This window comes from Candidatus Jordarchaeum sp. (assembly GCF_052745115.1).
This window is the reverse complement of record NZ_JBRAKS010000082.1, coordinates 1-13,009: the sequence shown is the minus strand read 5'-3', so window position 1 is coordinate 13,009 and position 13,009 is coordinate 1. Positions and strand designations below refer to the sequence as shown.

Genomic DNA, 13,009 nt, shown 5'->3' with positions numbered 1-13,009 from the left:
GTCCTTAGGCTGGGCGAGGGACTTGGTCCTGATGGAGGGACTGTTCAGTTATCCATGCAGGATAATAAACTGTCGCTTCGGCTCTTTAGGTTTATAGTGATGCGTTCTTAAGGAGGTTGTGATGTTATATTCCTTTTTCCAAGACGCTTTCTAATGTTTTCAAATTGAAATTTGTTTCGCAACATCCATTTTTTACTAATGGGACTCCTTGAGCTGGTATGTCTATTGTTTTTAAGTAATTACGACCTAGTTTTATTTCCTCGCAGCAGGCTACTCCGACAACGCCATCATGCTTTTTGCTGTCCATTATTTTGGGTATGCATGATCCTCCGGGCAAGACGTAGACGGTGTAGCCTTTCTTTTCGCCGAGGGTTGATGCTTGGTTGATTTTGCAGTCGGGGGAGCAGTGCATGCACTGGTATGTGGTGGTTTCTGTGTTGAATATAGCGTTGCATCTGTTGTCCATGTATTTTCTGGAGCAGTGTGGGAGGAGTAAAGCCCTGTTTTTTGTCTTTAAAAATTCGTTTCTATGGGAGAGGTTTTCGACATGGTTGTCTGTGATGTCCTTCACGATTTTAACAGCGGCGGTGATGGGTAGCCTAGTGTTCTCGTGCACCTTGAGTTTTTCGACTAGATACCTTGCCTTCCTTCCGATTCTCTTGTGTAAGTCCCCCTCGAAAAATCTTGCTATTTCATTAAACAACGGTTCAGATATTTCTGATATATCGAAGTTGAATCTATATGGCATAATATGCCGTATAAAAATGGCAATTAATAAATTTTGTTAAACAAGCTTGGTCAGTTGTCAAATGGTTTTTTTGATGTAGTTTCTCAATTATCAGTCTGTGAAGTGGGGGAAGGTTGTAAAAGTGGATTATTTTTTAGTTTTTGATACGTTTCTTCATTTGAGGATTTTCTAGGTTTCTGGCCATTGCCCCAGCTCTAGTATGAATCCGCATTTTTCTTGGGTGTCTAGGTAGGCCCATTTTACTCCGAAGATTTCTCCTCTGTCGAGGATTTTTACTCCAATTTTTTCTAGGTTTTGGAGTTCTTTTTCGATGTCTTTGCAGTGGTAGCTTACGTGGTGTATTCCTTCTCCTTTTTGTTTGAGCCATTTGGCGTGTATTGTGTTTCCTTGTAGGGGTTGGATTAGTTCGATTTGTAGGTCTCCCTGCTGGTATATGCCGATTTTCACTTTGCCGTTTGGTACTTCTGTTTCTATTGTTGGGACGGGTCCTATTCCCAGTTTTTCGAGGAATTTTGCGGTTTTGTCCATGTCTTTTATCACTATTCCTATTTGGTGGATTTTATAGTCTGTTACCTTTTCACTTGGATTTGTTCCCATTTTTCAGCCTCCTTTTTTCAAGGTTATTTTTTAGAGCGTTGTAGTCCTTAATCTAATTTTCCATTTTTAGATAATTTAAAATAATATGAGAATTAATTATTAGAGACTGAATTGGTCTGAAATTTTAGGGTGGTTATTATGTTGGAGGATATTGAGGAAATTAAAAAGTTGAAGGCGAAGTACTGCTACTGTGTGGATGGCTATTATGAGGATCCGTCGAATCTAGATTTGCTTCTGAAAGAGGTGTTTGCTGAGGATGCTCTTGTTGATTTTGGACCTTTAGGTAGTGCTAAGGGCCGGGAAGAGATAAGGAACTATTATGCAAACATGGTCTATGGTATGCTTTCTTTTAGTATGCATATGTTGCTTAACCCCTTGATAGAGATTAAGAGTGAGAATAAAGCTACGGGTAAGTGGTACTTTTTTGCTCCAGGTACCATGAGGGAGAACAATCTAGCTGGTTGGCTTGCGGGAATGTATAATGACGAATACGAGAAAAAGGGTGGAAAGTGGTTTATAAAATCGCAGAGAGTTAAATGGTTCTTTGGCACACCCTATGATAAGGGTTGGTCTAAAGAGGACATGATTCCCAAATAGAAGCAATTTAACTTCTAACAGTTGGTAATGTCGGTTATTCAAAAAATTGGAAGTTATGGTGAGGACTCTTCTTAAAATTTGTAAGTAAAAATATTCTGGATCTAGATAATTTCGGGCTTCAACCATAACTATTTATTGGAGTAAACGCAAAGTACACTAGTTCCTCATATTTGTTGAAAGGGTGTTTTTTGAGGTGGTTGTGTGAAGGCTAGGGTTGTTGTTGAGGATATTGCTGATATCCGGGAGTCTCTGATTAGGGTTTTTGATGCGTTTGGCGGTGTTGAGGAGTTTGTGAAACCGGATTCCAAGGTTTTTATCAAGTATAATGGTGTCCACTTTGGTAAGGAGATGTACACTGATCCCCAGGTCTTAGGGGAGATGGTTAGTATTGCTAAGGAGTTTACCCGGGATCAGGTTTATGTGATGGAGAATTCTACTCAGAGTAATTTTACTCGCTTGGTTGCAGAGGTTAGCGGTATAGCCAAGGTTACAGAGCAGAATGGGGGTCAGAACCTGTATCTAGATGAGCAGAAGCCTGTTATGGTGGAGATGGGGAAGGAACGGATTCCCACCAAATTTCCCAAAATTTTGTATGATAACCTGATTGTTAAGAAGGGAAATAATGTTCTCATTAATATTCCCAAGCTTAAGACGCATTTGATGACCACTGTTACGCTGGGAATCAAGTGCTTCCAAGGGCTCCTCTACGACAGTGATAAGCTTGTTAACCATAATTATAAGCTGCATCAGAAGCTTGTGGATAACGTGAAGTTTATCCAACCCGATTTCACAATCGTTGAGGGAATTAACGCCATAAAGTTTGGCCACTTTCCACCTCAGACCTTGCTTCCGGAATGCGTGGTACCCATGAACATATTTATTGCTTCAGATGACTTGGTTGCATGCGACACGGTGGGCGCCAAGATTCTGGGATACGATGTTGACGAAGTGGAACACATAAAACTGGCCGCAGAACAGGGATTGGGGGTTGGTGATCTCAAGAATATCGAGATTATCGGTGATATTTCACGTTTCAAGGAACGCTTACCCTTTACTCCGTGCAGGGATTGTCCTAGTGATATTCGATTTATTAGAGGAAAGGAGCTGTCCTGTGTTGAGGGCTGCTACGGAAACACATTACTTGCGCTACTCTACTTAAGATACGATTATAATGGTGCTGGCGGTTTTAACATCATTGCGGGAAAAGGCGTTGAAGACATCGAACTCGAAAACCTGTTACCGGGCGATATTCTAATTGTTGGGCCTTGTACAATTGAGGAGAATCTTAGTCGGGTTAGTAAAAAATATCCAAATCGAAAAATCTACACCATAAACGAGTGTAATGATATTGCTAAGATTACTAAATATCTGAGCGTGATGATGAAAATTGATCCTTTTAGTATAGTTCCACTCGATTTGAATAAAGCTATCGAAATATTGCAAGAAGCGACTCAAAAAGGCTTGGACGCAAATCTTCCTCTCTGAGATGAAAACTCCCATTTTTCCATACATCCATCTTTTTTAAACTAAGATAAATACTTAAATATTGAAAGTGGAAATGGTTAATTTAGCTTGCACACTTATATAGAACCAATACTATTCGTATAAATCCGCTGAGGATCGAGGAATATGTCAGGAATCTTCTTCACAGAAGATGAGATACGATTCAGAGAGCAAGTCCGAGAATTCGCCAAAAGAGTAATTGCCCCCAAAGCCGAGGAAGTAGAAAACGGAATGTATCCCGGCCCACTCCTGAGAAAAATCGCAGAGGCCGGATACATGAGACAGCTACACCCCATCGAATATGGAGGAAGCGCAAAAGGCGTAGTATACGAAATGATCGTCGCCGAAGAAATAGCGGGAGTGAGCGCCCCCACAGACATGTCGCGCACCGCCTCATCCACACTATCTGCAATACCTATCTCAAGATTCGGAACCGATGAACAAAAAAGAAAATACCTCACACCCATAATAAGAGGAGAAAAAATCGGGGCCATAGGCATAACAGAACCGAACGTGGGATCAGACACCGCAGGCATGCAAACCACTGCAGTCAGAGATGGAGACGAATACGTCATAAATGGTGAAAAAAGGTTCATTACTAATGGAGCTGACTGTGATATTATTACTCTTTTTGCGGTTACTCCCGGTGTTCCGGCTAAGCGTGGTATGTGTGCTTTTATTTTTCCTACGGATACGGATGGATTTAAGGTTGAGAGGATTTATGGGCTTATGGGTATGCATGGGATGCGTATTGCGCATTTGAGGTTTGAGAATTGCCGGATTCCGGCTGAGAATATTCTTGACCGGGAGGGTATGGGCTTCAACATACTTATGGATGAGTTGAATACTGAGCGGATTTCTATTGCGGGGGAGATGATTGGGATTGCTCGGGCGGCTTTTGATACTGCGGTAAAATATTCTACTGAGCGTGTGCAGTTTAATAGGCCGATTAACAAGTTTGAGGGGGTTAGCTTTAAGATTGCTGATATGGCGACTCAGCTGGATGCTGCGGAGCTTTTAACTCTGCGTGCGGCGAGGTTGGTTGATCGGGATGAGAGAGCTGTAAAGGAATCTGCTATGGCTAAGGTTTTTGCAGTTGATTATGCGTTTGATATCTGTAATCAAGCCCTCCAAGTGCTGGGCGGTATCGGCTATACCACTGATTATCCTGTGGAGCGATATTTAAGGGATGTCAGAATAGGAAGTATTGGTGGGGGCACAAGTGAGATTATGAGGTTTTTAATTCAGAGAGAGGTTTACCGAGAGTTTGACCTAAAGGCTATGATGGAAGAGGAAGCTGTGCCTTTGGAGGTTGCAGGCTCTTCTCAAAAAGAAGACCCACAGGATTAATTTTTTATTTACTATTTTTATCCTATTTTTGAGTTTTTTCTTTTGCCTTGTTTTAAATGTTTTATTTTGTTGTGAGAGTCGTGATGTGTTTAGAATTTTAGTTAGTGGATGCTAAACTTTTGATAAAACATTTAAATTATGGGTAATAATTGGATGGCGGGAATGGTGTTGTTTCCCCCGCGTAAGCTAATTAACGTATTCAGGTTTTGAGTCATGTTTCAAGGTTTTAAACCGATTTGGATAGCTTGTGGAAAATTTTCCTTTTTGGAGCTGTTTCAGTGTTATGCTGGAGTTGACTGTTTATGGTTTTGAAGGAAAATTTGAAGAAATTGACTCCGGAGAAGCAGATAGAGTTTCTTCGTGGAGCCTATTTTGGTGTTGATGGAGTTTGGTTTCTGGTTTGTGAGGATGAGTATGATTTTGATACTGCTTTGTATCTAGATGTTGAGGTTTGGAAGCGCTTTGCCAAGATATTAGCTAAAAGAGTGAAGAAGATGTTTGACATTGAGGGGGAAGATGCAAGAACCGTGGTCGATACTATAGGTTTGCGCTGGACTATCGAGAACTGGGTATTTGAGGTTCCTGAATATAGTTCAAAGAGAAGTGTCCTACGTGTGTTACGGTGTCCCTTTCTTGAGGGACTCGAAAGATCAAATAGAAAAAATTTTTCTCCTAAAATATGCGATCCGGTTTGCAAAAATGTTTACCAGTCGTGGGGCAAAGCGATAAATCCTAAAATTAAGCTGGAAAAGCCGAAAAAGATGGGAGAAGGGGATAAGCAATGCGAATTCGTATACACACTGGAAGACTAATTTTTAGAACCAAAACCCATGAACCCAGCCACATCCTTGAGATAAAAGTAATATAATATATAGCATCAATCACCTAGTGGTGATGTAAATGTCGCTAGGTGACCGGATAAGAGAGTTTTTGGGAGATAATCCCAAGAAACTGGTTGATGAAATACTTAAGAGTATGAAAGAGGAGTACGGTGATATTCCCTTTATAGCAAAATCCATGAGTAGTAGAAGACCGGAGGTATTCATTTTTAATGCTTTACAAACTCTGTTCACTATGAAGCAGCCCAAGGCGGTTTCACAGAAAACAGCGGAACTATTAGCCATTTCCGCTGCGGCTGCGATTGGATGCGAACACTGCGTAGACTTTCATGTACGGGCGGCTCTACATCTCGGAGCTACACAAGATGAGATATTTGACTCAATAATGATTGCTGGAGTAATGTCTCAGACATCAAAACTAGCAGTGGGCCTAAGAAAGCTAGAGAGAGCCTCCCTGTCTGACTCTCGTTAGCAGCTTCGCTTCAACAAGGATTAGCCTGGAATAATTCCGCTATGTCGATAATTTTGATTTTGTTTTTGGATTTTATTAGATTTTGTAGGCAAGCGGGACATGATGTAACAATGGCGTCGACGCCCAACTCTTCCGCTTCTTTGATTTTGAGTTTTGCAGCGTCTTCAGCGGTTTCCAAGTTGTAAGCTCTCAGTAGACCTCCTCCACCGCAGCACATTGCCTCATCCTTACACTGGCTATATTCCACCAGTTTCAGTCCCGGGACGCTTTTGAGAGCTTTCCGGGGCTCTTCTATTACTCCACAGCCTCTAGCCAGCTCACAGGGATCCTGATAAACTACACGCAGGTCGCCTACCGATTCTGGTTTTAGTTTTCCCTCTTCAATTAGTCTGGAGATAAACTGTGTTACGTGTAGCACCTCGAAGGGAACTTCGGTTATTTTGGGGTAAACGTCTCTCCACATTCTAAAACAAGCAGGGCAAGAAGTTACAAGCGTCTTTATTTTGAGATCCTTAAAGGCTTTTACATTATCCTCAATTAGTTTTTTCGCTTCTCCCAACCTTCCTGCCATAAGAAGGGGTGCTGCGCAGCAAGTTTCATCCGGACCCAGAATGGTGAAATCAACATTTGCTCCTCTGAAAAGTTTTACAGTTGATGCAGGAATCCTAGCTGTGGAGGGACTATAGGCAGAATTACAACCCACAAAGTATCCCACCTCAGCAGGAACCTTTATAAGATCTTCCAAAGACTCATCTGATTCGTAGGTCCACATCAGCCAATCTTCCTTATCCGAACCATGTATATTTCCGGACTTCTGAATATTTTCTACCATCTGTTTTATGTTACTAGGAAGCTCTTTTTCCCCTGCTTGGCTTCGGAGATACTCCACCACTCGGGGAACAGGCACCTCTCTAGGACAGACCTTTACACAGGCCATACATAGACTGCAGTTAAAGGAATCCTTGGAGGCTTGTTTCTCCCTTTCCTGGGTTCTAAAGCCCTCGGAAACAAAATATCTGGAGTTCACTGGCACTCCTGCTCTGGCTACTGGGCAGTGCGCTGTTATGCGGTAAGCATAATCATGTACGCAATACATGTGCCGCATCTTATGCATTTATCCGTTTTTTTAAGAAGATCCGCTTTTTCCGACATTTCAATTCCCCTTTAGATATTTTATTACCTCCAAGGCGGATGCATATCCTGTTGTTAAGGATGCCCCCAGTCCTATCATGTTCCTTTCTGAGATAGCTGAGCCGGCAACAAAAATGTTTTCAGAGCTTTTCCCATTACTAGTGAATCTCAATTCGCTATCTGTTTTCAGATACTGGAACGTCTGTGGAATGACTGTGCCTTGGAAATCTTTTTCGCTGGTTATATTGATTTCGTCCCTCATTATTTGTCCACTGGCTATTATGACTGCTTTGGACGAGATTTCACGCTTAGTATCATTCTCCAGAATCTTGGTGTGGCAGCCTTGTTTTGTTGTCTTTATTTCTGTTGCCCGCCATCCGAGTCTGATTTCGACACCATTCTGTACTAAGGGTTGTTCTAGTAACTGTTGTAATCTCAGGCCGGGAACAGATGGTGGAAAGGACATGGTTTCAAAAACCTTTGCTCCAAAACTGTTCTCGAATTCGGACGCAATCTCTCTCGTATGCCTTACTCCAAGAACAGGTGGTAAAGCCAGGTAATCATAATTCCCCAAATTGATTTCGTTCAGCTTTCTGATTATTTCATCTCTATGGTATTCCAGTAATAGTGCCAATTGGACTGGCTGAGTTTCATTTCTATCCAGTTTTATGTAATCTGCATCTATTCCCCAAATCTCTTTGAGTGATTTTGCAATTAGGGCAGGTGTATGATTTAATAGGTTGCGAAAACCAATTACAAGTACTTTGGAGTCTTTCAAATTCTCACTTGTACCTCTTATTATGCTAGACTGGGCTAAAAATGTTGGTTTAAAAAGTCCAAGCGGAGTTAAGAGTGTCTGGTTTTTCTCTAAATCACCGTCGTAGCTGATGAATGAATTGTATTTTTCTTTAAAATCTTGGAGCGCTTCCAAAATTCTTTTTCTACCAACAATAGCATATGGGTGATCCGGGTGCTGGCTAATAAACTCGTTTAGCCTTTCGATCGGTTTCCTTACTTCCATATTGTTAAAGTATCCCAGCAAATCTATGGTGCCTGAGGAGAGAACCGTGCTGCCAAGACCGGTGGCGATTACCATGGTTGAAATATTGGCTTCAATGGTTTTTCTAGCAGCCACCAGTCCAGCCATGCCACCACCAATTACCAGTACGTCAATGTCCATCACTTGCTTTCACCTCTGTGTCTAATGTTTCCCACCATTTCGAACATGACCTTAGCAAAGAGGAGCTGTCGGAGTTGATCCCCTTCTAGGATGTGGGAAATCTTCCACTGCTCGTCTAAAAACTCGGACAGCGATTTTAAAGCCTCTGATACTGAGAAGTTGAGGTCCTCAACCATCACCTCTGCAGCTCGGTGTATACAGAATTGGCCTTGGCAGGTTCCCATACCGAGCCTAGTGCGTCTTTTGACATCTCTTAGATTTTTAGCAAGAAGGTTCTTAAAACAGTGAATTATCTCGGCTCTAGAAACGAGGCTACACTCGCATATTAAGCCCTCTTTTTGGGGCATTTCCAGTGAAAGATTACCATATTTGGCTCTGATTTCATTGGCGGTTAGAGAGTTAATCTGAAAACGCTTCTGAATTTCTTCAAGTAATGGTGGCGTACCCTCACTTCCCGGGAGTGGCTCATCAGCAGTTCTGCACTTGGCTGTAGCACCCAACTTCTTGCTAACAAGATCCGACACTAGCTCGGCCATAAGTCTGAATGTGGTGAGTTTACCGCCCGAAATGGTCACGAAACCTCTCATTCCTTCCTCCTCGTGATCCACCAGTAAGATTCCCCTAGTAGCTGCGCGACCTGAACCTTCACCAAAAAGAGGACGCACACCGGAGAAAGCTCTTAAAATTCTGGAGTTCCTAACAATGGGGAGCATCTCCACCCCTTCCTTCATAATTTTTTCGATTTCCTCCTTCTCTGGAAGAATGTTATCAGGGTTTTCCACATAGGTAGAGGTGGTTCCCAAAATCATGGTGGAATAGTGGGGGACAATTATATCTCCATCGGATGGCGGGCGAAGATGATTAACCACGTGGTTTGTTACCCGGTTATTGAGAACCACTAGGGTGCCCTTATTGGGTCTAATATTCAAATCTACTCCTACTTGCTTAGCGACTATACCGGTCCACGCCCCAGTGGCATTAATCACAATTTCCGAAAAGTGTTTTTCACTCTTACCGTTTCTGAGTGTTTCGACACCTGTAACTGCTCCATTCTCTACCATTGGTCTTGCATTGGAGTAGGTTAGCACGTCTGCCCCATTCTGTAACGCTGATAAAACGTTGGATACCACGAGTAGGAAGGGATCTATGGATGCATCATTAACCCAGACCGCAGCCTTAATACCTGGGTTCAGGAAGGGTTCTCTCTCCAAGGCTTCTTCCACCGTTATTTCCTTATGCTCTACCTTGTTTTTACTACAACCCTTAAGAAAGGAATCCAAGTATTCAAGATCCTTTTCTTCTGTTGCTACAAAGAGTCCACCAGTGTCTTCTATGGTGTGCTGAGCGATTTTTTTGAGAATAATGTTTTCCTCAGCACATTCCCGCGCAGATTCGGGATCATTAACAGCGTACCGTGCTCCACTGTGCAGGAGCCCATGGTTTTTACCCGAAGCCTCTGAAGCAAAGTCGCCCCTCTCAATTAGTAGACTATGGACTCCTCTGAGTGAGAGGTCTCGTAGAATACCACTTCCTACTACGCCGCCACCTATTATAATTACTTCAAACTTCGACATATTGATCTCTACACAGAGAATTCTGAAAGCTTTGCGTAAACATCCTTATCCTTTAACGCCATGTAAACATCGTTGTGAACTTTATATAACTTGTCGTAAACCTCTCGATTGTTTTCATCCGGCTCTCTTCGCTCACCTATCTGCACCATGGTTTCCGCCGCATCCGAAACACTCTTGTAGACTCCAACACCTACGCCTGCTAAAATAGCGGCGCCCAACGAGGTGGCTTCTTCCACCTCTCCCCTTGATACCGGAATATTGTAAATGTCTGCCTGAATCTGGTTCCACAATGGACTTCGGGTTGCGCCTCCTGTGATCCGCACCTCTTGGAATTCTAGTCCCAGTTCCTTCATTACCTCAATGTTTTTCCGCACCTCAAAGCAAGCACCTTCCATTATGGCTCTAACAAGATGTGCTCTAGTGTGACCTAGAGCCAAGCCCACTATCACGCCTCTTGCATCTGGATCCCAGTAGGGAGCCCCTGCACCCACGAAGTGGGGTAGTAAAAGTACTCCTCCCGAGCCGGGAGGTGCCTGTTCTGCCACATCACAAAGAATCTCATAAGGGTCTTTTCCCAGAATTTCCGCCACACTTTTTTCCGGATGCCCCAACTGGTCTCTAAACCATCTGTAAACGCTTCCGGTTGTGAACATGCTAGCCTCAACAACCCATTTACCGGGATCAGCATGACAGCTAAAGAGTACCCGTTTCCTAGGATCACGTTTAGGCTTATCCGTGTAAGCCAGTAGAAAGGTTCCAGTACCCATAGTTGCCTTAATTCTACCCGGCTTTATTACACCAACGCCTAATGCGCCACACTGCTGGTCTCCTCCTCCTGCGATCACCGGTGTTCCTTCAGCAAAACCAGTTTCTCTTGCCGCTCTGGCGGTTACTTCTCCAATTTTTTTGCCTGAAGCATGGGTTTTAACCAATTTCTCGGGTGGAATTTCCAAGGCGTTACAGATTTTCTCTGACCAATTGAACTTTTCTACGTCGAAAAGAAGGGTTCTTGAGGCGTTTGACCAGTCTGTTATGAACTCGTTTGACAATTTCATCTCGATGAAATCGTGGACCAGCATGAATTTATAAGTGGAATCAAAAATTTTCGGTTCATTTTCCTTTATCCACAGAATCTTGGGAGCTGAAAAATACGGGTCAATGGTGAGACCTGCGATTTGATAAATCTGGTCGGCACCCACTTTCTGTCTTATCTCGTCACACTGTTTAACTGTCCTACGGTCCTGCCAAACAATAGCATTTCTAAGGGGGTTTCCATCCTCATCGACGGGAACCGTTGTTTCGCGCTGGTTAGTAACACTAATACTAGCAATGTCTCCGGGATTGATGCCTGCTTTCTCAATAGCCCTCTTTGAGGTATTACAGACAGCTCTCCACCAGTCTGAAGCGTTTTGTTCAACCCAAGCAGGACGAGGATAAGTGCTCGGATACTCCTCATAATCTCTAGCTATTTCTCTTCCATTTTCACTAAAGATTATAGTACGGCAACCAATAGTGCCGGCATCTATAGCCGCTAACACCTGCATTCATATGCACCTCTTCCAAACTTCCAAGAAGTAAAAACAATCCATAATATGTCTGAAATATCTAATAAGACTAGCCCTCAAAAGAAGCGTTTTATTTCAAAAATATTCAATTACAATAAAAAATAGAAAGAAATAAAAAAGGAAACCAGAATTACATGCCTAAAAGCTTTTTCAATTCTGCCGGCTCGTCGCCTTCTTCAACAAATATTTCTTCTTGTACACCGACACGTTCCGCATCAAACTTTCTGGCCAGTCTTCCTCCAACCACTTTCTCTCGAACACTGCAGTTCTTGCCTTGCCAAATATACACTTTTTTATAAGTATCTATTAGGAAAACGTCTTCAGAGTCCAGAGAATCTTTGGATAGGGGAACTTGAATGAACTGCACGTCTTCAAGTGTTTTGAACTCTTCTCCCGAAACCCGGTACATAACAGTTGGAAGCGTTTTTTTCTCCACTTTTTTGAGTATGGATTTGGCAAGATCCTTGTCCACTATACGCATACCGCCTACTGCTCTTCTGAATTCTATGGGTTCCTGGCCTTCATCAACAGTCTCCACATCGGGGTGACCGCGACGCTCCTTGTCCAGCAAATCGCTTATGAATGCACCGGCAAACTTTTCATCAACTGTGGTTTTGGAGCCGAGCCAGATCCAAATTCTGTTTCCTGCATCCACAACATAGGTATCTCCGGTTGAAAAGACAGGCTGTTCTATCTGCTCGTAATCGCCTTCCCTGATCATGTAGATTTTAGCCAAGAGGTTGTACCTCCTGTTTTTATTTGTACGATTTATAATATTATAACTGGATTATATTAATTTATTTAAAGCTGAGTGGATGAAAATTGTGGTTTAACTCAAAATTTCAATGAAGAATCCGTGATTATTATGATTTTCCTGTGATTAGATTTTTAAACCGTTTGTCGGATAGGTTAAGGTGTCTTTTTGAGGTGTTTTTATGAATGTTGCCATAAATTATTGGAAGAGAGTTGAAAACATCAGGGCTACAATGGAACGAAATGGATTTGATGTTCTGGTATTGACTAGGAATAAGGAGTTAACCTATATTTTAGGGGCGTTTCTGCCTTGGAGAAGTGCTATGATTGTGCCTCTGGACGGTGAAATTCAACTTTACACAGTTCTAAGTGACGCTGAGAGAATTAAAGATGACAGCTGGATAGAGAACGTTTCGATTTACGCTCCAGTTCCCACTCTTTCCTGGACCGATCAAGTGATTGCTTATCTTAAGGAGAATAAGCTTGATAAATCGACCATAGGTATTAATTTAGGATACACGATTAGGGTCAATGAGGGATATCTATTTGCAACTGAATTTGAGGAATTAAAAAGCGGGCTTCCAGATGCCAATTTTAAAAACGCAGTCCAAGCCCTTGATGAAGTTATTGCGATAAAGGAAAAAGGCCAGTATTTGAAAATGAGTTTTTGGGGGTAGGGATACCCTTATAGTGGAGAGAA

General features: G+C 42.5%; 13 protein-coding genes. 6 read left to right on the top strand and 7 right to left on the bottom strand.

From position 1 onward, the window contains the following. Positions 1–124 precede the first annotated feature (124 nt). The gene (locus ACUVXA_RS07895; RefSeq protein ID WP_445870703.1) at positions 125–748 is read right to left on the bottom strand and encodes a DUF116 domain-containing protein; all 624 of its coding nucleotides are present in this window, start codon (positions 746–748) and stop codon (positions 125–127) included. A 168-nt stretch (positions 749–916) separates the two neighbouring features. Continuing rightward, complete coding sequence (locus ACUVXA_RS07890) at positions 917–1,345, bottom strand: VOC family protein (protein WP_445870702.1); 429 nt, start codon at positions 1,343–1,345, stop codon at positions 917–919. 138 nt (positions 1,346–1,483) lie between these two features. On the opposite strand from ACUVXA_RS07890, the gene ACUVXA_RS07885 reads away from it, so the two are divergent. From ACUVXA_RS07885 to ACUVXA_RS07865, 5 genes are all read left to right on the top strand, one after another. Next, complete coding sequence (locus ACUVXA_RS07885) at positions 1,484–1,942, top strand: nuclear transport factor 2 family protein (protein WP_445870701.1); 459 nt, start codon at positions 1,484–1,486, stop codon at positions 1,940–1,942. A 201-nt stretch (positions 1,943–2,143) separates the two neighbouring features. Beyond that, entirely contained in the window at positions 2,144–3,427 is a 1,284-nt protein-coding gene (locus ACUVXA_RS07880; protein ID WP_445870700.1) for a DUF362 domain-containing protein, read from the top strand. A gap of 144 nt (positions 3,428–3,571) precedes the next feature. Continuing rightward, positions 3,572–4,795, top strand: a complete 1,224-nt coding sequence (locus ACUVXA_RS07875; RefSeq protein ID WP_445870699.1) for an acyl-CoA dehydrogenase family protein — start codon at positions 3,572–3,574, stop codon at positions 4,793–4,795. Between the two features lie 302 nt (positions 4,796–5,097). After that, on the top strand, positions 5,098–5,607 hold the full coding sequence (locus ACUVXA_RS07870) for a DUF6125 family protein (protein ID WP_445870698.1): 510 nt from the start codon (positions 5,098–5,100) through the stop codon (positions 5,605–5,607). Between the two features lie 88 nt (positions 5,608–5,695). Further along, positions 5,696–6,106 (top strand): carboxymuconolactone decarboxylase family protein, encoded by a 411-nt coding sequence (locus ACUVXA_RS07865; RefSeq protein WP_445870697.1) that lies wholly within the window; start codon positions 5,696–5,698, stop codon positions 6,104–6,106. Positions 6,107–6,116: 10 nt separating this feature from the next. Here ACUVXA_RS07865 and ACUVXA_RS07860 read toward each other — a convergent pair whose 3' ends face one another. The 5 genes from ACUVXA_RS07860 to ACUVXA_RS07840 all read right to left on the bottom strand — a co-directional run bounded on the left by ACUVXA_RS07860 (position 6,117) and on the right by ACUVXA_RS07840 (position 12,292). Next, the gene (locus ACUVXA_RS07860; RefSeq protein WP_445870696.1) at positions 6,117–7,202 is read right to left on the bottom strand and encodes a (Fe-S)-binding protein; all 1,086 of its coding nucleotides are present in this window, start codon (positions 7,200–7,202) and stop codon (positions 6,117–6,119) included. A gap of 57 nt (positions 7,203–7,259) precedes the next feature. Beyond that, positions 7,260–8,417 carry an FAD-binding protein gene (locus tag ACUVXA_RS07855; protein ID WP_445870704.1) on the bottom strand — a complete coding sequence of 386 codons (1,158 nt, stop codon included), beginning with the start codon at positions 8,415–8,417 and terminating at the stop codon, positions 7,260–7,262. Next, on the bottom strand, positions 8,417–9,991 hold the full coding sequence (glpA, locus tag ACUVXA_RS07850) for an anaerobic glycerol-3-phosphate dehydrogenase subunit GlpA (protein ID WP_445870695.1): 1,575 nt from the start codon (positions 9,989–9,991) through the stop codon (positions 8,417–8,419). The genes ACUVXA_RS07855 and glpA overlap by 1 nt, the downstream gene beginning before the upstream one ends. 8 nt (positions 9,992–9,999) lie before the next feature. Further along, complete coding sequence (xylB, locus tag ACUVXA_RS07845) at positions 10,000–11,535, bottom strand: xylulokinase (protein ID WP_445870694.1); 1,536 nt, start codon at positions 11,533–11,535, stop codon at positions 10,000–10,002. A gap of 151 nt (positions 11,536–11,686) precedes the next feature. Further along, a complete protein-coding gene (locus tag ACUVXA_RS07840; protein ID WP_445870693.1) occupies positions 11,687–12,292 on the bottom strand; it encodes a hypothetical protein in 606 nt (201 codons plus the stop codon). 199 nt (positions 12,293–12,491) lie between these two features. Between ACUVXA_RS07840 and ACUVXA_RS07835 the strand changes: the two genes are divergently transcribed. Beyond that, positions 12,492–12,986, top strand: coding sequence for an aminopeptidase P family N-terminal domain-containing protein (locus ACUVXA_RS07835; RefSeq protein ID WP_445870692.1), 495 nt, complete (start codon positions 12,492–12,494; stop codon positions 12,984–12,986). Positions 12,987–13,009 lie beyond the last annotated feature (23 nt).

Coding starts and splice junctions, on each gene's coding strand:
- ACUVXA_RS07835 (WP_445870692.1), top strand. CDS start 12,492: ATGAATGTTGCCATAAATTATTGGAAGAGAGTTGAAAACATCAGGGCT.
- ACUVXA_RS07875 (WP_445870699.1), top strand. CDS start 3,572: ATGTCAGGAATCTTCTTCACAGAAGATGAGATACGATTCAGAGAGCAA.
- ACUVXA_RS07895 (WP_445870703.1), bottom strand. CDS start 748: ATGCCATATAGATTCAACTTCGATATATCAGAAATATCTGAACCGTTG.
- xylB (WP_445870694.1), bottom strand. CDS start 11,535: ATGCAGGTGTTAGCGGCTATAGATGCCGGCACTATTGGTTGCCGTACT.
- ACUVXA_RS07855 (WP_445870704.1), bottom strand. CDS start 8,417: ATGGACATTGACGTACTGGTAATTGGTGGTGGCATGGCTGGACTGGTG.
- glpA (WP_445870695.1), bottom strand. CDS start 9,991: ATGTCGAAGTTTGAAGTAATTATAATAGGTGGCGGCGTAGTAGGAAGT.
- ACUVXA_RS07860 (WP_445870696.1), bottom strand. CDS start 7,202: ATGTATTGCGTACATGATTATGCTTACCGCATAACAGCGCACTGCCCA.
- ACUVXA_RS07870 (WP_445870698.1), top strand. CDS start 5,098: ATGGTTTTGAAGGAAAATTTGAAGAAATTGACTCCGGAGAAGCAGATA.
- ACUVXA_RS07890 (WP_445870702.1), bottom strand. CDS start 1,345: ATGGGAACAAATCCAAGTGAAAAGGTAACAGACTATAAAATCCACCAA.
- ACUVXA_RS07885 (WP_445870701.1), top strand. CDS start 1,484: ATGTTGGAGGATATTGAGGAAATTAAAAAGTTGAAGGCGAAGTACTGC.
- ACUVXA_RS07865 (WP_445870697.1), top strand. CDS start 5,696: ATGTCGCTAGGTGACCGGATAAGAGAGTTTTTGGGAGATAATCCCAAG.